This is a genomic window from Novosphingobium resinovorum (assembly GCF_001742225.1).
GTDB lineage: Bacteria > Pseudomonadota > Alphaproteobacteria > Sphingomonadales > Sphingomonadaceae > Novosphingobium > Novosphingobium resinovorum_A.
Genome location: NZ_CP017078.1, coordinates 35,437 through 55,360, shown reverse-complemented (window position 1 = coordinate 55,360; position 19,924 = coordinate 35,437). Strand labels below are relative to the sequence as shown.

Annotated in this window: 14 protein-coding genes; 5 read left to right on the top strand and 9 right to left on the bottom strand. The window is 64.0% G+C overall.

Annotated elements, in window-relative coordinates:
- Positions 1-39: 39 nt before the first annotated feature.
- Positions 40-957, bottom strand: a complete 918-nt coding sequence (locus tag BES08_RS29690) for a recombinase family protein (RefSeq protein ID WP_069710258.1) — start codon at positions 955-957, stop codon at positions 40-42.
- A 659-nt stretch (positions 958-1,616) separates the two neighbouring features.
- Between BES08_RS29690 and BES08_RS29685 the strand changes: the two genes are divergently transcribed.
- A complete protein-coding gene (locus BES08_RS29685; protein ID WP_036530897.1) occupies positions 1,617-2,174 on the top strand; it encodes a hypothetical protein in 558 nt (185 codons plus the stop codon).
- A gap of 40 nt (positions 2,175-2,214) precedes the next feature.
- Here the strand turns inward: BES08_RS29685 and BES08_RS29680 are convergent, their stop codons facing one another.
- The 3 genes from BES08_RS29680 to BES08_RS29670 all read right to left on the bottom strand — a co-directional run bounded on the left by BES08_RS29680 (position 2,215) and on the right by BES08_RS29670 (position 4,048).
- Positions 2,215-2,859 (bottom strand): SOS response-associated peptidase family protein, encoded by a 645-nt coding sequence (locus tag BES08_RS29680; protein ID WP_069710257.1) that lies wholly within the window; start codon positions 2,857-2,859, stop codon positions 2,215-2,217.
- A gap of 64 nt (positions 2,860-2,923) precedes the next feature.
- A complete protein-coding gene (locus BES08_RS29675) occupies positions 2,924-3,418 on the bottom strand; it encodes a nucleoside deaminase (protein WP_036530894.1) in 495 nt (164 codons plus the stop codon).
- A 6-nt stretch (positions 3,419-3,424) separates the two neighbouring features.
- Positions 3,425-4,048, bottom strand: coding sequence for a YbhB/YbcL family Raf kinase inhibitor-like protein (locus tag BES08_RS29670; protein ID WP_036530893.1), 624 nt, complete (start codon positions 4,046-4,048; stop codon positions 3,425-3,427).
- Positions 4,049-4,163: 115 nt separating this feature from the next.
- Here BES08_RS29670 and BES08_RS33815 point away from each other — a divergent pair, with 115 nt between their 5' ends.
- On the top strand, positions 4,164-4,559 hold the full coding sequence (locus BES08_RS33815) for a hypothetical protein (protein WP_197524561.1): 396 nt from the start codon (positions 4,164-4,166) through the stop codon (positions 4,557-4,559).
- A 246-nt stretch (positions 4,560-4,805) separates the two neighbouring features.
- On the opposite strand, the gene BES08_RS29660 is transcribed toward BES08_RS33815, so the two are convergent.
- From BES08_RS29660 to BES08_RS29645, 4 genes are all read right to left on the bottom strand, one after another.
- A complete protein-coding gene (locus tag BES08_RS29660; protein ID WP_069710256.1) occupies positions 4,806-8,084 on the bottom strand; it encodes an error-prone DNA polymerase in 3,279 nt (1,092 codons plus the stop codon).
- Positions 8,081-9,904, bottom strand: coding sequence for a DUF6504 family protein (locus tag BES08_RS29655; RefSeq protein WP_338043887.1), 1,824 nt, complete (start codon positions 9,902-9,904; stop codon positions 8,081-8,083). The genes BES08_RS29660 and BES08_RS29655 overlap by 4 nt, the downstream gene beginning before the upstream one ends.
- The gene (locus tag BES08_RS29650; protein WP_197524525.1) at positions 9,819-10,580 is read right to left on the bottom strand and encodes an ImuA family protein; all 762 of its coding nucleotides are present in this window, start codon (positions 10,578-10,580) and stop codon (positions 9,819-9,821) included. Before BES08_RS29650 ends, BES08_RS29655 begins: the two co-directional genes overlap by 86 nt.
- Positions 10,581-11,321: 741 nt before the next feature.
- A complete protein-coding gene (locus tag BES08_RS29645) occupies positions 11,322-12,431 on the bottom strand; it encodes a helix-turn-helix transcriptional regulator (protein ID WP_036530890.1) in 1,110 nt (369 codons plus the stop codon).
- A gap of 197 nt (positions 12,432-12,628) precedes the next feature.
- Between BES08_RS29645 and BES08_RS29640 the strand changes: the two genes are divergently transcribed.
- The 3 genes from BES08_RS29640 to BES08_RS29630 all read left to right on the top strand — a co-directional run bounded on the left by BES08_RS29640 (position 12,629) and on the right by BES08_RS29630 (position 18,693).
- Complete coding sequence (locus BES08_RS29640; protein ID WP_036530887.1) at positions 12,629-15,067, top strand: TonB-dependent receptor; 2,439 nt, start codon at positions 12,629-12,631, stop codon at positions 15,065-15,067.
- Between the two features lie 47 nt (positions 15,068-15,114).
- On the top strand, positions 15,115-16,935 hold the full coding sequence (locus BES08_RS29635; RefSeq protein ID WP_155986495.1) for a tannase/feruloyl esterase family alpha/beta hydrolase: 1,821 nt from the start codon (positions 15,115-15,117) through the stop codon (positions 16,933-16,935).
- A gap of 99 nt (positions 16,936-17,034) precedes the next feature.
- The gene (locus BES08_RS29630; RefSeq protein ID WP_083274936.1) at positions 17,035-18,693 is read left to right on the top strand and encodes a CocE/NonD family hydrolase; all 1,659 of its coding nucleotides are present in this window, start codon (positions 17,035-17,037) and stop codon (positions 18,691-18,693) included.
- 17 nt (positions 18,694-18,710) lie between these two features.
- Here BES08_RS29630 and BES08_RS29625 read toward each other — a convergent pair whose 3' ends face one another.
- On the bottom strand, positions 18,711-19,919 hold the full coding sequence (locus tag BES08_RS29625) for a cytochrome P450 family protein (protein WP_069710255.1): 1,209 nt from the start codon (positions 19,917-19,919) through the stop codon (positions 18,711-18,713).
- Positions 19,920-19,924: the final 5 nt, after the last annotated feature.

Sequence of the window (19,924 nt, the reverse complement as noted above, 5' to 3'; positions counted from 1 at the left end):
CCGCTAACGGAATTCTTATTTCGTGCTCCTCCTCTACGCTCATTCGCCAATCTCCTGGGCCGGCGACCTATTAGGAAGAACGCCTAGACCTTGGGCCTGGGCGATGATGCGTCTCACGCCCTCAGGTGACCATTGCATCCCCCCTCGCGGGGTTGGCTCTCGCAAATCCTTACTCAACCAAGCCGCAATGCCGCGCAGCGTGGCGTTTGGCTCAGTTCTGAGCTTGTCGGCGACAAGTAGAGCAACGCGGCTATCACGCGAAAGGCGCGGCGCCGTTTCAAGGATCACAGGATCTGCGTACCCTGCATCAACAAGCGTTCGGCACGCCTTCACCAGCGTGCGTTCAGAAAACGAGCGCACCGGGGGCTTGAGCGTCCGAATGTGCCGCAACACCAACGCCCAAGGCAACTGCGGCCGCAAGCGCTCAACGAGCGGCAGCCAACCCCGCCGGCCATCAATCAGTTCGTGGAGATGCTTTTCCCTCAGGCTGTGACGCAAGTTATCGATTGCTGACGGATCCCGTGCGCGCATTTTCGGATTTCCCGGCTTAGCGCCGCGCGCGACAGCCGCCTTGAGGCCGGCGCGCGTACGCTCGCGAATAAGCGCCCGTTCGAACTCTGCAAAGGCGCCAAGCATCTGTGTCATCAGCATGCCTTGCGGGCTGCTGGTGTCGATCGGATCGTTGATCGAGCGAAAATACGCGCCCTTCTCACGAAGCGCTTCGACCATTTCCAGCAAATGCGACAACGATCGTGCGAGGCGATCAATCCGCACAACCACAAGGGTGTCCCCCTGCCCTACCGCTGCGAGCGCGTTGGCTAGTTTTGGTCTGCTCCGGCTAGCGCCGCTGGCCCGGTCCTCGAATATGGTCGTGCAGCCGGCGCGCCGGAGCTCAGTGAGTTGCGCGAAGGTATCCTGTTCGTCGGTAGATACGCGGGCGTAACCAATAAGGGGCATTTGTCACAATCCATCTAATGGGAACAACCGGTCGGTTGTCCCCGTGTGATAATCGCTCCAGCTTCCGTTGACCATCGCCCGTGGCGGATCAGACGCCTAGCCTCCATCCGCTTGAATCGAATGTGCGAAGGTTAAGAGAGGCCCCCTGCCCTGCTCTGTCTCATCCTGCGGAGACGCCTTGCGAGCGTCGTAAAAAGCAACGCAATTCTGCCGTGCAGCGCGCAGGCGTCCGCTCGTATTGTCACCTGAATCCGGCCGTATTCTTTCAAACGGTTTGCCGAGAATTTAACGATGCTGGGGAGTCCGGTCGTAGTCCGGTCGTAGTCCGGTCGTATCCTGAAAACGACAAAAACCCAGGCTGCTGTAGTCCATTCTGATATGTCCGTGAAGGACACTTATCGGACATGCAAACAGATGGAGAGAGCTTCTGTCGTTCCCCATCGTCGTAGGCATAGCAGGCCGTTTTCAACGTATCCGGCTCCTGATCGCCCCATCTCACTCCTATTTAAAACAAGAAAGAAACCCTTCGCCGCCGCAGCAATTCTGATTAAAAGCCGCGGCTGTCACTTTACCCGCGGTAAAGTGACAGGAATGTCCCATTTGCATTGCAGTACGGAAAAGGGATTCACATCTGGTGTCGGCCGTGCTTGATTCATGAAATGTTCCAGGCCGATCTTTTCCGCGACAGCAGACCTTCCGAACCGATGCGCCTTGCTGCACCGCCCACGACCACCACGGTCTCGATCCTCGAGTGCCTTTCCACCAGCTGCAAACGTCCGCGCTACGCGTTCATGGTGCTCAACCTGCTTGTCGAAGCCAGTCAGCGCACCGGCTCTGCCGGGCCCTACGTCCTCGTCGGTGATCTGCGTGTGCCGGTTCGCGACTGGCTTTGCGATGCTTTGGTCCCCGTCGCTCAGCGCGACCCCCGACGGCTTTCAATCGAAGGTCGCGTCCGCCAGATGCTCGAGGATGCTTGTGAGTTACCTCTGGATCCTGACGACGCGCAGCGTTTGGTTGATGAGATGGTCCTGGAGCGTATCCGCATTTCAGGTCGTACGAACGTAAGTCGGGCCGTGAGCGAATTGGTCCGAGCCGGATTGGTCAAAAGGCACTACCAGGGCTTCCGGGTTGATCACCACAATCGCGGAGCGAAGCGACAGGCCGTCTATGTCGTGACCGAACCGGTAATGCGGGCTCTTTCGCGTGCGACTACCTGACGTCGGGATGCCGCTGCCGGACGAAGAATAGTACCCTTGCCTAACTTGACAGCGAGGTCGCGGGTTCTCGGGTCGGGAAAACCGGGCCACGCACTGTCATTTTCTCAGCCACAAAGGGACGCTGAAGCAACCGGATCTCGGCGTAGGAGCCCCTGAGCCAGATATCGATGTCGTCATGATCGAGGATCGTCACCATTGCCTTGGGGTGGATCGGTTCGACCAGCGAATTGGCATCGCACGTCACCATGGTGAAGCCGTTCCCCTCTCCGGTGCCCTGCCAGAACCCGGCCACGGCGAAGACAGGCTGATCCGTAACCGAAAACCACATCTCGCCTTTGAGCGGCGGCTTGCCGTCGCCAAGGTTATGCTTTTGGGGCGTGAATTCGCAGAACTCGGTGAGCGGCACGACGCACCGGTTTTCCCGCCGGTCGGCAAGCCGCCTCCATCGCGGAAGGGAAAGGTTGCGAACGTTGGTCATCGGATAGGGCGCTTTACCGCCTAAGACGTCCCAGTTCATTATGTCCCATGCCCGAACGCCATCCTGCTCGCGGATGACGTACGCCCTCCCCCTGGGACGTAGCTCATGGGGATCGAAGCGATTGTCGCGTGGGCGCTCGCTGAAAAGCTCGGCGACCGATCCCCAGATCGTCTCGATCTCACCTTTCATGCGGGCGCGGTTACACATGGGTCAACTCCTGCGAGACGTTGGTAATCTATGTTCGGGCGTCGGTCCTTGGCATCTTCGCTCTTTAGAGATTACCTTGTTCATCCACCGGAACCTCGTCGCCGGGCGCGAAGTAGAGGGCGGCACATTCCGCCCGCAAACATCCGCCTTCAAGCACAAGGTCGTTGCGAAACGCGTCCTTGATAAAGTCCATCGTGTCGAGGTGACGGTCCTCAAAATACATTTGGTGAACGTCGCCGCGACCTGCACCGTAGACTATGCGACCGACCTTGGCCCAGATCGAGGCCATCGTGCACATGCCGCACGGCTGCAGGGTCGAGTAGAGCGTCGCGCCGCGGAGGTCCATGTCGCCATGCGCCGGTCCTGCTCCGCGAAAAGCCATCATTTCGGCGTGAGCAGTCGCGTCGCAAGTCTCCTCAGTCTCATTGACGGCCCGGGAGAGCTCGCGGCCGTTCAGCACGATGATGGCCGCAATCGGCGTGTCCTGCGGCGCTGTGCCTTTCGTTTTCGCCAAGTTAATGGCTTCACGCATCCAGGCCCTGTCGTTGTCGTCTATCATGGTGAATCAGGCGCCTGCGGGTCGCAGGCCGGCTCCGGCAGTACTCGAAGCTGCCGGCTCATCGCGGGAGTAGGTCCCGATCAGGAAGCCGGCGGCGAGGATTTTGCCATGTATCGCCTCGAGAAACGCGGAGCGTCCCGGGTTGGCTTCGAGGGGAGGAATCTTGGAGAGCGCGAAAAGCTGGAACACGTAATCGTGCGCACCGTGGCCTTTCGGAGGATCTGGCGGCAGCCAGCCTTCGGCCAGATAACTGTTCCGTCCAACGTCGCTGCCGTCCGCTGCGCCATCCCCGTCCGGCAGGATCGCACCCTCGGTTAGTCCGCTAACATCGGGCGGGATATTCCAGACAAGGGCATGAACCAGGGGATGAGGGGCGGGTGCGTCGGGATCTTCGACAAGCAGCGCCAACGACATTGTCCCTGCGGGGAGAGGTCCCCAGCTCAGCGGCGGCGAAATGCCTTCCCCGTCAGCGGTGAATCTGATCGGGAGGCGCTGACCGTCTGCGAATGCGGGACTGGATAAGGGAAACAGGCGTTCCCCCATGTCTTCACGAACAATTGCCAGTTGCGAGTGTCCGGCGCGGACATCCTTGAGCAATTTGCCCAGCCAGGCAGGTACGTGTTCGAGCACTTCGTGATCCTTTCCACACTGGATGGTTTTTCCTGGCTCACGCATGGGTTGCCGCGCGCGGCACTCACACGAGACGCACGGGCCCAGCCCCTCGATCTGCGTCGACCGGTCCGCCTTGTCCCTGAAGGTAGGCGTCAACGTCGGCCATGAACGCGCTCTTGAAAGCCACCAGGTCAACGGTGCGCCAGGAAGCATCGTGCGCTATGCCTTCGATCCTGCCAATCAGAACGTTGTCGTCCCGGCAATACATGATCGGGGTGGTGAACTCGCGATGGTGCAGGCGATTGGCGGCAACCAGAAGGGAGCTTTCGATTTGAGGCATCGCTCCCGTCAACGCACAAGGGTCACAAAAGTCGCCAAGACAGGTGAATTTACTGGAAGCGCATTGATTTTTTCGGGCTCGATCCAACGCGCTGCCGGACGCCAGAGCTGTTCCATTCACAAAGCGCGGTATCGTTCCTGCAACTATGACGACGCCGTATCTTCATACCGTCCGGCAAGCCGCAATTGACGCACAATCCCATTGAATGCCGCAGTCACACCTTGGGCGCGTCCGATCTCGTTCTCCTGGCGCGCCGCGTCCCAGTACAGTTCAAGCGGCCAACGCTCACGGCAATGAGGAAGCAGACAGCGAAGCGCCAGGCGGACTTCAACCGTATCGACCCGCACTTCACCGCAGCGGGTTACACCGCTGCGCAGGATATGGACTGAAAGCGCAATGACGATGCGCTGGTGTTTTGGCAGGCTTGCGCCCATCTCAGTGAAAATCATGCGACTTGAAGCGCACGGCGTCCTCAGGATCGCGGCCATCGGCATGAGGCGGCCAGTAGCTGTTGTAGGGCGTGGGGCTCCAGCCACCCTCTGGTCGAACAATGTCCCCGCGATCCGGCGCGCCGGCATGCCGCGCACCGTCCCCCCTGCCCGTCTGGTGCGGGAAGGACATCTCGCCAACCTTATGCAGCAGATCGCCATGATCGATGATCCGGTCGCAGATGACGTGGATCACCTCGCCCTCCTTCTGCACCCGGCCCTTCAGACCCACCATCGAGGCGGACATAACCGTGCGGCGCTGGGCCTCGAAGCGATCGGGCCAGAGGATCCCGTTGGCAATGCCGGTCTCGTCCTCGATGGTGATGAAGAGCACGCCCTTGGCCGAGCCCGGCTTCTGGCGCACCAGGATGATCCCGGCGACCTCGACATTGCGGCCATCGCGGATGTTCGCAAGGTCGGCGCAGCGCGTGACACCGCGCCGGGCGAGGTCCTCGCGCACGAATGTCAGCGGATGGGCGCGCAGCGAGAGCTGGAGCGAACGATAATCCTCGATCACCTCGCGGCCATCGGTCAGTGGGCGCAGGGCAACGTCCGGTTCGATCCCTTCCGCGCTGATCGCTTTTGCTGAACGATCCGCCGCAGCAAAAAGCGGCAAGGGCGCTTCGCCAAGGCCCCCCACCTTCCATAGCCCCTGCCTCCGGTCGGATCCGAAGGCGCGAAAGGCATCGGCATCCGCCAGCTTCTCGATCGCGGCGCGCGGCACACCCGAGCGGCGCCAGGCGTCCTCGACGGACGCAAAGGGGACACCGCCTCTTGCACTCACGATGCTTGCGCCATCGGCATTGGAAAGCCCGCGCACCTGCCGCAAGCCCAGCCGCACCGCATGATATCGGCCCCGTGTCGGCTCAAGCGAGCAATCCCAACGGCTCGCATTGATGCAGACGGGCCGGACCTCAACCCCGTGTTGGCGCGCGTCGCCGACAATCTGAGCCGGCGCATAGAACCCCATCGGCTGTGCATTCATCAGCGCGGCGCAGAAAACGTCGGGATGATGATGCTTCATCCAGCTCGAGGCATAGGAGATCTTGGCAAAACTCGCCGCATGGCTTTCCGGGAAGCCATAGGAGCCGAAGCCTTCGAGCTGGCGGAAGGTGCGCTCGGCGAAGTCGCGCGGATAGCCGCGCCCGACCATGCCCTCGATCAGCTTTTCGGAAAAATGCGAGACCCCGCCGGTCATCTTGAAGGTCGCCATCGCCCGGCGCAGCTGGTCGGCCTCGACGGCGGTGAAGCCCGCGCCGACGATCGCAACCTTCATCGCCTGTTCCTGGAAGAGCGGCACGCCCAATGTCTTTTCCAGAACCGCGCGCAGTTCGGGGCGCGGGTATTCCGGCTTCTCCAGTCCCTCACGGCGGCGAAGATAGGGATGAACCATGTCGCCTTGGATCGGGCCGGGTCGAACGATCGCGACCTGGATCACCAGGTCGTAGAAACGGCGCGGCTTCATGCGCGGCAGCATCGACATCTGTGCCCGGCTCTCGATCTGGAAGGTGCCGAGCGTGTCGGCCTTCTGGATCATGGCGTAGACGTCGGGGTCGTCGCTCTGGAGGTCGGCTAGTCCGACTTTCAGGCCCTTGCTCTCTTCCAGCATGGTGAAGGCCCGGTTCATGCAGCCCAGCATGCCGAGCCCCAGCACATCGACCTTCATCATCTTCAGGGCATCGATGTCGTCCTTGTCCCATTCGATGATCTGGCGATCCGCCATCGCGGCCGGCTCGATCGGGACGAGGTCGTCGAGGCGATCATGGGTGAGCACGAAACCCCCGGGGTGCTGGCTCGACTGGCGCGGGACGCCGATCAGCTGGCGCGCGAGATCGAGCGTCAGGCGCAGCCGCCGATCGGACATATCGAGGTTGAGTGCCTCGGCCTGCTTCTCGCCGACACCCTCTGCCGACCAGCCCCAGACGAGACCCGCCAGCGACGAGGTCAGGTCTTCGGGCAGGCCCATGGCCTTGCCGACATCGCGCACGGCGCCGCGCGCGCGGAAGCGGGTAATGACCGCGGTCAGCGCCGCCCGGTCGCGCCCGTAGGTCTCGAAGATCCACTGGATGATCTCCTCGCGCCGCTCATGTTCGAAATCGACGTCGATGTCGGGCGGCTCGCGCCGCTCGCCCGAGACGAAGCGCTCGAAGAGCAGCTCGTGCTTGATCGGATCGATCGAGGTGACGCCGAGCACGAAGCAGACGCAGGAGTTCGCTGCCGATCCACGCCCCTGGCACAGGATGCCACGGCGCCGCGCCTCGGCAACGATCGAATGGACGGTGAGGAAATAGGGCGCGTAGTTCAACTCGGCGATGAGCTTCAGTTCGTGCGCGATCTGGTCACGGTAGCCCTGCGGCGGATCGCCGCCGAACATCTCCTCTAGCGCTTCATACGCCATCTGCTCCAGGGCCTGCTGCGCGGTCAGGCCCTCGATCACCTTCTCCTGCGGATAATGGTAGGTGAGATCGCTGAGCGAAAAGGTGCAGGCCTCGGCGATATCCACGCTTGCGCGCAGGGCATCGGGATAGGCCGCGAAGCGCCGCTGCATCTCTTCGGCAGACTTGAGCGCGCGATCAGCGTTGACCTCGCGGCGATAGCCAAGGTCATCGACCCGGCAATTGTGCCGGATGGCGGTCACCACATCCTGCAGCAGCCGGGCATCGGGCAAATGGTAGAGCACGTCGCCGGTGACGATAGCCCGCACGCTGGCGTCCCTCGCCTGCCGCGCCAACGCATCGATGCGAACCGCATCGTCAGGCCGCCGGCGCTGGAACAGCGCCATATGCGCGCGCCTGCCATAGACGGATCGGAGATCGGCGAGCGCTGCAGCATTATCCGCATCCGCCTCGTGCGGCAGGAGAATGGCGATCACGCCCTCAGACCAGGCTTCGAGCTCGGGCCAGTGCAGCAGGCAAGCCCCTTTCCCCGCCCGGCGCTTACCGATAGTGAGGAGGCGCGTGATCCGCGACCACGCCTTCCGGTCAGTCGGGTAAAGGAGCAGCCGGCGACCGCAGGACAGATCGACCCGGGTTCCGGCGATGAGGCGTACCCCGGTGGCCTTCTCCGCCTCCCAGGCGCGGACCACCCCGGCGACACTGCCAAGGTCGGCAATGCCGATGGCGGAATACCCGAGCTTCGCCGCGACCGAGAACAGCTCGTCCGGGCTCGACGCCCCGCGCAGGAACGAGAAGTGCGTGAGCACCTGGAGTTCGACATAGGCGGTCATGCGAACACCCCGTGCATCCACCACGAGAGATCGCCGGTTTCGCCGGCAACGCCGTCGCCGCGGCGGAACACCCAGTAGCGCCCGCCCGCCTTGTCCTCGACGCGGTAGTAGTCGCGCACAGCCCAGACTTCACCGTTGCGCCGCCACCACTCGCCATGGATGCGCTCGGGCCCGTCGCCGGCCACGACCGTGTAGGACCGTCCGCGCCATTCGAAACGGCGCGGAGGCTGATCGGGCAGCAGTGCGATGACGCGCGACAAGGGCTCGGGCCGCGCGAACAACCGCACCGGCCGCTGCCACGCCGGCCAGGAGCCGGCTGTCGCGATCGGGCTGGTCGGCCTCACGGCACGTTCGGGCACATGGCTCTCGACCGGCGCAATGCGGAAAACCGCGCCCGGTCCGATCCTGCCTGCCACGACGTCGACCAGGCGCGCCGGATCGCGCAGCGTACTTTCCCCAGCGAGGATCGCCCCCAGGTTCTCTGCATCGAGCGGCTCGGTATGCGGCGCCAGCAGCCGGAACTGTTCGAGGCCCATGCCGGGATCGATGCGCTCAATCCTCAGCTTCAGCAGGCGCAGCAGGTGCGGCACTTCGCGAGTGGGCCGAGAGGTGCCGATCGCCACCACCTGCTCTCCGCCATCAACGCGCAGAGCAGTCAGGCGCAGCGAGCGCGCACCCAGCCCCCGTCGCTGGAGCACTTCGGCCAAATCCTTCAACAGGTCGTACATGACCTGACCAATCGCTTCGGCCGTGCCGATCGGCTCGAGCAGCCGACGCTCGACCGCAGGGATGACCACGTCCTCCCGCGCGGTGATCGGTTCAGCCTTACCGCCAAGCGCTTGATCGAGCCGGTCGATTGCCGCGAGCCCGAGCCTGCGTGCCAGCGGCCCGCGCGCCACGGGGATCAGGTCGGCGATCGTCTCGAAACCGAACTTGCGCGCGGCGGCCAGCGCCCCGCCTTCGAGGCGCAGCGCGGCGACCGGAAGCGGCGACAGCGCCTTCACCACGCCGCCGTGAGGGATGATCGCAATATCCTCGCGGCCGTAGCGGGCCAGCGCGTGCGCGGCGCCCGCGGTCTCGGCAATTGCGATGCGCGCGGTGAACCCGGCGCGGCGACAGAAGGCCTGCAGCCGCTGGCAGAAACGCTCCTCCCCGCCATGCAGGTGCGCGGCGCCCGTGAGGTCCAGCCAGATGCCGTCAGACGGCGAGACCGCGGCGATCGGCGACCAGCGGCGGATGCCGAACAAAGCGAGGCGATCGAGCAGCGCCTGGTCGGCCTCGGGCTCGGAGGCGCGGAAGTCGAGATCGGAGACGAGCGCGCGGGCATGGGTTGCCACCATGCCGACATGGATGCCCAATGCCCTTGCCGCCGGACAGGCCGAAACGATCTCGTCGCGCCGACCGACCTTGCCGATCAGCGCCAATGGGGCAGCCATGACCGGCGGTGCATCGCAGACCTCTTGCGCGACCACTGAAGAGACCGTTCGCCTGAACGGATGCTCTGCCGTCTCGGAGCGCCGTCCCAGTTCGCGCATCGGCGGCTTGGCGTGCAGCGGCAGCGCCGCGATCTCGCGCTCGACATCCAGGCGTGTGCGGTCCTCGCCCCTGACGGCGCCCTGCCCTCCTGCGTTCTGCCGCTCGCGAGCCCAGCGCGCACCCGGTCGCCATCCGCCCCCGCGAGGGACCGAGCAGGCACCGGGATTGTCGTCGACGGGAAGCTGGAGTGCGCGCGGCTCAGGCCGCGGCGCGGCGAACCGGTCCTGCCGTCTCAGCCGTTCGATGGCCAGGAACGGCAGGAACAGCGAGACGACCCGTCGCATCGCATCCCTCCACGATCAGGGAAAAGCCCTCGCCGCCGCGCTGGCGTGCGAGTTCGACCAGCCAGCGCGGGCGTCCGACGCCGGCGACGCCGAGCCGCTCGGAGGGCGCACTGGATATGCGCCAGCGCGTCCAGGCCGCCGAAGGGTCGGCAAACGGGTCACGATCCCGCCCGCGGTGACGCCGCAGCAGGAGCACCGGAATGTCGGCCTCGGCAGCCGCAAGCTGCAGGCGGCGGGTGGCAACCATCGAAACCTTGCTGGCTTCAGCGACGACGGCCGCCGGCGTTCCATCGCGTAACGCATCCTCGACCACGGCGAGTAGCGCCGCATCGTCGCGCGGCTGCGCGTGGATGACGTCTGCGGAAGCCAGGCCCGCCTGTTCCAGGCCCGGTGCGTACAGGTCATTGCGGCAGCTGACCCACAGGACCGGTGCGGCGGAGCAGCGGGCTTCGCGCGCGGCGATGCCGGCAAGGAACAGCGTAGCCGCGGCATCATCGACCAGCGAGCAGGTCAGCGCGGTCGCTTCATGCAGGGCGCCGGCGCGCAGGCCACCGGATCCGAGGCGGCCATCCAGAGCATCCATACCAAAAGGCATGGTCCGATGATCAGCCAGCGGGGTCGCCAGCGTGCGGAGGGCATCGATGCCCGGATGCGTAAGCGATGAAACTAAGGACATGGTGATTCTTTGAAAGACTCAGAAATGTTCCTTTTATGTTCTCACTTGGGGGCCGGTACGGTCAACCGGTTTGATGGACGAGCGGATTGCGACATGGGGACAAGCCTGTGCACACCGCGCAATCACCGGGCTCACTACCATCCTGCAGGATTGTGGGGAGTGTCCGTGAAGCATAGCATCACACGCTGGAGCTCGGAGCGAAGTTAGACAATGCCGACGCTATCGAAACTGGATGGACCCGCTGGCCTGGTTGGCCGTTCCCAAGACGTTCCCACCCTTCCATTCGGTCAGTGGGCGAGAAACCAACGCCTGGGGCGCGATGACCCAGACGAAGTGGCGAACGCTGGGAGCCAGAAGATCGCAGACAGCCAAAGGTATATTCGGACTGCGAAGCGCGATCGGATAGTTGCTCAGGACTGACGCGGGTTGGGACATAGCTGCCCTTCGCTGGGCGCTCAGCAAATGACAGCTATGTCCAGAAGCGGACACTCACGGGAGCAATAGGTATTCCATCAAATGAAGGCGGGTGCATCATTGCGTGCTTACTTGTTGCTGTCTCAGCCATCGCATCGCACCCGGTGCAGGACAGATTTGAGTTTTGTCCTAGGTGTTCTCGCCAGACCAATAGCCAGGCGCCGTGCACAGCAATCCGGCGCTCTTTGGCATTATTCAAGCGGCGAACAAGCTTGAAGCCTGGTCATTGGTCCGCCTATTGCCAAAGCATGGCCGGATGAAGAATGCTCAGGGGTCCGGGGCAAGGGCGACGACGCTGCGCATGACGAGGCGAACCAGGTCCGGAAGGCCTCGCGCACCCGTCTTCATGTAGATGGATTTCGAGTACGTGCGGGCGGTCGACTCTGTCCATCCAAAATGTTGTGCAGCCTCCGTCAAGCTCATGCCGCGGGTCAGGGCGAAAGCGAGCTTGGCTTCGCGTGGCAGCAGGCCGAACAATTCGGCGAGCCGCCTCCAGCGGTTGGCTCCACCCCAGTTGTCGCCATGCAGATAGGCGACGGCGACTGCAGGTTTGCGGATCGCGATCGTGGTGCGGTTTATCGGCAACAGCAGCATTTCAAGCAAAGGGTCGTGCGAGATCGACAAGGCACGGGCGCTCGTCTCCCTGTCGCGAGTGAATCTCTGGATGGTCGCCGCGATTTCCCGGCCTGTCTCGAGGCGGTCGCTGACCAGTTTGTCCGATGGCCCCCTGCGCAGCACCCCGGAGCTTGCGAGAAGTTGCTCGGCCTGTTCGTCCGAGCCGACAATACAGCCATCAGAGTCGAGCGCGACCCATCCGAAATGAAGCCGTCGGATCGCGTCACCGGAGACCAGGGCAGCGAAGCGTTCGCGCTCAATCGTTGCATATAGCCGCAGTACGCCGCGCAGGATCGGTGCAAGGTCATCGAGCACCATGTCGTGCTCCGCGCTAAAATCCCCGTGATGGCGAGCCACGCTGATCCATGCCTCGACGCCGCTGGGCTCGCGGACGCGCATCTGTCGTCCGGCACTGATCCCGCTCAGCTTCAAGAAATCGATGTGTCGCTGTCGCGTCTCCTCGCCCTCGGACGCGAGCGCGGCGCTCAGCGAATGCGAACGGCCCTCTGGTAAGTCAATGCCCGGGGGAAGCCAGTCGGGGGGGTAGAAGCTGTCGTAGCTCTCTCGGAAGTTGGCCAGATTGGCGTGATCCGACAAGAGGATGATCCACTCGCGCGTGGGCCGCATGGGCGGCCGGAATGCGAAGACGACGTGGTCCGCTCCCACCGCATCCTTCAAGCAACGGATGAAGCCTGCCCACAGCGGGATTTCGTAGACTCCGCCGAGCAGGGCTTCCGAAAGGCCACTGCTGATCGTCTTCATCGGACAAGTCCCGCATGGTTCACCATATGGTGATGCCAATCGACGCGAGCGCATGTCAATGCAGGCGTACGTCGTGGCACAAGCGTTCGACAGCAAGAGGCGCGCCGAGCCGATAGAATAAGATCGCGACCGGGCGAACTCGGGCGCGCTGCGTTGCCGATCAACGAACAAGACAAAACACTCAGGGGGGAGAAGATATGAAGGGCATGACCTCGCACTTCGTCGCGCTTATGGCGGCGACCGCGCTGACGGCCATCTCGGCCGGCACGGCGCTGGCACAGAGCGGTACCGGCGGCGGTGACCAGTCTGACATTATCGTGACGGCACGGCGCGTCGAGGAGCGGCTCCAGGACGTGCCGATCTCGATCACCGTGTTCAACCAGCAGCAGCTTGCCAATCGCAACGTGATCAACGGACAGGATCTCGCCGCATTCACGCCATCCCTCGCGACGGACTCGCGGTTCGGCAGCCAGAACGCGGCCTTCGCCATCCGCGGCTTCGTTCGCGCGAACGGCACTCAGCCCTCGGTCGGCGTCTACTTCGCGGACGTCGTGGCACCGCGCGGAGCGGCGAACAGCCTCCCGATCGGTGACGGCGCCGGCCCCGGAGCGTTCTTCGACCTGCAGAACGTCCAGGTGCTCAAGGGGCCTCAAGGAACCTTGTTCGGTCGCAACACGACAGGCGGTGCGATCGTCCTTGTCCCGCAAAAGCCCACGGGCGAATTCGGGGGATATGTCGAGGTTTCCGTCGGGAACTACGACCTGAGGCGCCTCCAGGCCGTGCTCAATCTACCGCTCGGGGATAGCGCTCGGCTGCGGATCGGCGGCGACCGGCAGACCCGCGATGGCTACCTGAAGAATGGCAGCGGTATCGGACCTGGGCGGTTCAACGATGTGGACTACACGTCGTTGCGCGCCAGCTTGGTCGTCGATCTCACGCCCGATCTCGAGAACTACCTGATCGGGTCTTACAGTCGCTCGGATACGAACGGGGATATCCAGAAGCTGGTTCGCTGCGGTGCGTTCGGACTTGGTCCGCTCGGCTGCCTTCAACTCGCACAGGAGGATGCGAGAGGGGCAGGGTTCTTCACCGCCCAGAACTCCATGCGCGACCCCCGAACGCTGGCAACCACCTGGCAGCTGATTGATACCACCACCTGGCGGGCTTCCGACGCCCTCACTGTCAAGAACATCGTCAGCTATGCCGAACTGCGCCAACTGTTCCGCAATCCCTTGTTCGGAACCGCCTTCGACGCGAGCGTCCTGGCGCCGGGGTTCATTGCGCCGGGCACCATCATCGATTTTGCGAGCAGCCGCCCCATCCCGGGCCGCAACTCCTCGGAGCAGTCCACGTTCACCGAGGAACTGCAGCTGCAGGGCAGCGCGTTTGCAAACCGGTTGACGTATCAGGGCGGCGCCTACCTGGAGGTCAGTGACCCACTGGGCTTATCCGGTTCGCAGGCCCCGGTGCTGCTGTCGTGCGCCGACCCGGACGCGCTCGTCTGCGCCAACCCGCTGGGCCAGGGCGCGACGAACTACAGTTCGACCCGCACCCGCTTCAGGAACGTGGGTCTTTACGGCCAGGCGACCTACAGCCTGTCCGATAGGTTCAAGCTGACCGGAGGGCTTCGCTATACCTGGGACAAAGTGTCGAATCAGACGGCTCTCATCAGTTATTTGTTCCCAGCAGGCATCAGCCAGTCCGGGCCGATCGGGTCCTTCTGCACCAACCCGGATCTGCAGGCTCCGAATTGCGAGAACGATCTGCGGCAGAAGTCCAGCGCCCCGACATGGCTGATCGGTCTGGACTACAAGCCCGATAACGACGTCCTGCTCTATGCGAAGTATGTGCGCGGCTATCGCACAGGTGGGGTCAATCCCACCGCTCCGACCGGCTTCGGCACCTTCGATGCCGAGAAGGTCGATACTTACGAAGCCGGAATCAAGACCTCGTTCCGGGGACCTGTGCGAGGGACGTTCGACGTTTCGGCGTTCTACAACGGTTTCGCGAACCAGCAGCTGGAACTAGGGCTCACCGCCAAGCCCGGACGACCGGTTGCCCCTACCGGCGCAATCATCAACGCAGGTCAATCGCGCATCTATGGTGCGGAAGCGGAGATTTCGATTTCTCCCTTCGCCGGCTTCACCGCGGATGTCAGCTACGCCTATCTCAACACCAAGATCTTACGGGTTGCAGATATCCAGACGCCCGCTTCCAGCCCGTACAACGTTACGGCGACGGTGCAGACCGGTGACCCGCTGCAGTTCGCGCCGAAGAACAAGGTGGCGGTCACCGGCACTTATGTGCTGCCGCTTCCGGACAGCATCGGCAAAGTCTCGGTGGGTGCGACGTACGTCCATACCGATCGCCAGACGGTGAACTATTCGATCCATACGACCGCCGCGCTCGGCCTGGATGTCGGCTCGATCGACCCCACCGACCTGCTTTCGCTGAACCTGGCGTGGAATGAGATCGCCGGCAAGCCGGTCGACCTGAACTTGTTCATGACCAACGCGACGAACAGCAAGTACTATCGCGGCTATGCCGGCCTCTACACGTCCGCCGGCTTCGAAGTCGCCTCGATCGGCGAACCGCGCATGTATGGTGCAAGATTGAAGGTGCGCTTCGGCCGATAGCCGAGCAACGACGAACTCACTGCCAGGTAGGACAGGCGAAAGACAGCATGAAGATCCGGTACATGATTCACACCGCCCTCGCCGCCGCTCTGGGTTGCGCGGGCTTCACGATGACGGCCGCACCCGCGCATGCGGCAGGTCAGAGCTGCGACAACAGCATCAAGGCCACGTTCAAGCCCGACGACCAGACTACCGTCGTGCTGGTCCATCAATTCCGCAAGGGCGAGGTGCTGCGCCTCAACGAACCCAAGACGCCGTTCTCGCAGCAGGCCGCGAACGATGTCTGCCTCGTCAAGCTGCTGGTCGGTCCCGGGCATCCCGGCCCGGACGGGGCGCCATCCACCTCGCCCGGCATCGGCCTCGAAGTGTGGCTGCCGAGTTCGCCGAACTGGAACGGGCGCGTCCATGCCGTGGGCGGCGGCGGCTACAACGGCGGGCCGCACGGGACGCCCGTCGCCATCGGCGACGGCCGCGCCGGCGCGCTGGCGTCGCAGGAAGGATCGGTGACGTCGTCCAGCGACGGCGGCCACCCGCGTTCCGGCGCCGTACCCGGCATGAAAGGCGGCGGCGACTTCGGGATGAACCCCGATGGATCGCTGAACCAGGTCTTGTGGCAGGATTTCGCGTCGCGCGCGGTGCACGAGCAAGCGTTGAAGACCAAGGCGCTCGCCACGCTCTTCTACGGCCGGGCGCCCCATCACAGCTATTTCGAGGGCTCGTCGAATGGCGGGCGGGAGGCCTACAGCCTGGCCCAGAACCATCCCGAGGATTACGACGGCATCGTCGGCAACCTGCCGGCGATCAACTGGAGCACCTTCATCATCGGAGGGTTGTACCCGCAGCTGGTGTTCCAGCGTGACCTGGGCGGCGTCGTGCCCACGTACCCGCAACAGGACCTCGTCTCGCAAGCCGCCATTCACGCGTGCGATGTGGTCGGCGGCGTGCACCTGGGGTACATCATGGACACGGCGGCCTGCCGGTACGACCCGACCAAGGATCGCGCCGTTCTGTGCCGCACCGACGGCGGCAGCAACGAGACGGCGGACTGCGTGACGCGCAAGCAGGCGCGTGCGTTCAACAAGATCTGGTACGGGGCGACGGTCGACGGGACCGCGCCCGATCCGGCCGTGGACAACGGCTGGAAATCGGGCGTCGGCGGCAAGCGGATCTGGTTCGGGTACAACCGCGGAACGTCGCTCTACAATGCGACGTTCTCGAAGCTGTTCCGCACGAATGCGGGCGTGACGAACACCGGCGGGCCGTTCTCTCACTCTTCGGACATGGTCGCCCTGGCGCTGGGCGATGCCAGGCTCGCCTCGACCAACTTCGAGAACGCCACCGGCGATGGTGCGGACGGCTGGAAGCAGCTGTCCTATGCCGATCTGGCCAAGGCGGCGGCACGCGCGGAAGCGTCGCAGGCGCAGTTCGGGAACGTCGACACCAAGAACCCGAACCTGCAGGCGTTCCGCGCCAGGGGCGGTAAGCTGCTGGGCTGGCACGGCGTAAACGACGAGGCCATTCCGGTGCAGGGTTCGATGCGATACTACGATCAGGTCGCGGCGCTGCAGGGCGGACCGGCCCGGGTCCAGGCCTTCTATCGCCTCTATATCGTTCCCGGCGTCGGCCACGCGACTCCGAACGGCACGGCGAATCCTGCGGCTAATCCTCCGGTTGTCTCGCCGGCCCAGTTCTTCAAGCTGCTGGTCGAATGGGTCGAGAACGGAAAGGCGCCGGAGCGGATCGACCTGCAATCGCCTGGCGACAAGCCGGTCATGCGCACGCAGCCCATCTGCCCCTATCCGCAGCGGGCGGTCTACGTTCAGGGCGATCCGAACCATGCCGCCAGCTTCAAGTGCGGCGAGAAGTAGTCTCGGGAGCTTAACACCATGACGGCGGCGACCCGAGCAGGCATCGGCTTGCTCGGGAACGTCTGCCGCCGTCACGTCCGCCATTGAAGGAATCGAAACTTGGCAATCCTGGGCAGTGCATTTCGCAGCGTCGCCGCGCGGTTCCTGAAGCTGCCGCGCAAGAAGAACGGCATCCGCGTCGAGCGCAACGTCGAGATGCGCACTCGAGACGGCGTGATCCTGATCGCGGACCGCTACTTTCCCAAGGATGGCAAGCCGCGCCCCACAGTGCTCGTTCGCAGCCCTTACGGGCGCGGCTTCCTCCTGGCGTTCTCGGCCGCGCTCCTTGCCGAGCGCGGGCTCACCGTGGTGGTACAGAGTGTGCGCGCGACCGACGGATCAGGCGGCGTGTTCGATCCGGTGCGCCAGGAACGCGCGGACGGCGCCGATGCGGTACATTGGGTGCGTGACCAACCCTGGTTCGGCGGCAAGCTCTACCTTTTTGGCGGCAGTTACCTAGGGTTCACCGCCTGGGCGATCGCAACCGAGTGTCCCGAGCTGGTGGACGGTGCGGCAATCACGGTCTCCCAGGCCAATTTCGGCGATGCCTTGTTGGAGGGCGGCGGCCTCGCGCAGTTCACCGCTCTCAACTGGACGCGGCAGATGCACGATAGCATCACCTCGGGCACGTCGCCGTTTTTCGGCGGCAAGCCGGTCAACCCCGCGACGTTCATGCATCTGCCCGTCGGCACGATGGACCAGGCCGCGTTCGGCGCTACGGAAAGCTGGTGGCAGGACTGGGTGAACCGACGCGATCTCGCCGATCCATGGTGGCGCGCGATGGACTTCTCGGCCGGCGTCACCGCGCTGCGGGCGCCCACGCTTCTGATCGCGGGATGGCAGGACCTGTTTCTTCCCTATCAGCTCGAAGACCTCACCCGCCGCCTGGAAGCGGGCCTTCCGACCTGGATCACGGTCGGCCCCTGGGAACACGGCGGGCCGGGTGGACTGTTCGAAGGCCAGCGCCAGGCGATCGAATTCCTCAGCGGCCTCGCCCATGACGACCCGAGGGGGCCGGTCGAGCGGGCTCCGCTCAGGCTGTACGTGCAGGGCGCCGACGAGTGGCGCACCTTCGACAATTGGCCGCCCAAGGGCACTTCGACGCAGGAATATCACCTACATGGCGGCGGGGCGCTGCGCGAAGATCGTGCGCCCGAGGGCACCGGTTCTAGCGCGTACGTCTATGATCCGGCCGATCCGACCCCGTCCTTGTATGGCCCGGTGACCATGCCCCAGAAGTCGCGCGATCTGTCGCCTTACGATCACCGCTCCGACGTGGTCTCGTTCACCACCGGCTTTCTCTCTGAGGACCTGGAGATCATCGGCCCCGTGTCCGTCGACTTGTTCGTGCGCACCGATAACAGCCACTTCGACCTTTATGTCGCCCTCGCCGAGGTGAACGAGAAGGGGACGGCGCAGTTCGTCAGCAGCGGCTACCGGCGGATCGAGCCCGGCCCGCTGGAAGCCGACGGCTCGCGCCGCGTCACCATCCCTTGCTGGCCCACCGCGTGGCGCTTCGCGGTCCGGCGCAAGCTGCGCATCTACGTCGCCAGCGCGTGCTTCCCGCGCTATGCCCGCAATCTGGGCACGGGCGAGCCGATGGCGACCGGTACGGCGATGGTAAAGACGCGCGTGGAAGTGCTCCACGACGCGCTTCACCCTTCCCTCGTGAGAGTGTCGCACCAGCCGGCCGGTTACCGCCACCCGCCGGAGCGGTAGAGCCGGCGGCCGGGGCGTCAGGCAGCCAGGCGATCGGTCTCCAGATCAAGCAATAGTCGCTTGATGTGCATCACCGCGCCGCCGCTCATCGACGGGCTGTGGTCCAGCCCGAGAGCGAACCCGCCGATGTGCTCGAACCACGTCTCGTAAAGTATGCGCAGCTCCAGTCGGGCTAGGTGCATGCCCGCACACAGATGCGCGCCGCCGCCGAACGTGAAGTGCTTCGGGCCGGTACGGGCGCCATCCTGTTCGTTGCTTGCAGGCCACTGCATCAGCCAGGCTATGTCGCCGGCCCTGAGCTGGACGCCCGACATGCAGCAATCGCGCACGACAAGGCGCATCTGCCCCTGGAAAGCCGACTTGCGCAGCAGGATCTCTACAAGGTCGGCGATGCTGACCGCCTTCATTCGCGCCGAACGCTGCAATTCAGGATCGAGCGCCAGGAAGCGCATGCCGAAGCCCATGGCATTCACTACGGTATCGAGACCGCCGAGAAACAGGACGTAGCAGCTCGCCAGCACCTCGCTGTCGCCGATCGGCTGACCGTGTACGGTCTCGCGTAGCACCGAGCTAATGAGGTCATCGCCCGGTGAGGCCCGGCGAAGTGAGATCAATTCCTTCAACATCGCCAGCACACGGGCGGTGGCAATGCCGGTCGTTTCGGACTTCCTGTCCTGGCCTTCCGGGCTAGTAATTTTTAATGCGAGTTCCCGGAACTCTTCCTGACGGTCCTGATCGAGCCCCATCAAGGCCATGAAGATGGAGATCGGCATCGGCTCAGCCACCTCCCGTACGAAGTCGCAATGCGGGCGCCCTCGCAGCGGTAGAACCAGCGCCTCCGCCTTTGCCCGAATAAAAGGCTCGAGCCGGCGCATTTTCGCCGGTGTAAGCTGTCTCGCCACGACCATTCGCCACGGTCCGTGCTCCGGCGGGTCAAGGCACAGCGGGATCATGTCCGGAGCGCCCTGATTGAAGTCGGCGGCAAACAGCCTGGTGGAGAAATGTTCGGAGTCCGTCAGGGCGGAGTGGACATCCTGCTCCCGAAAAAATAGCCAGTGTCCTCCATTGTGCGGAGAATATGCGATCGGCGGCGAACTGTTGCGAAGCTCATCCATGCGCTTGAACGCGTCGAAGGTGAGCGCCACGTCGTTCGCGGCGTTGAAGTCGATCACCAGCTCCCGCGGAACGTGGCTCGGAATGCACAAGGGCGGACGCGCTTCGCTCATTCCCG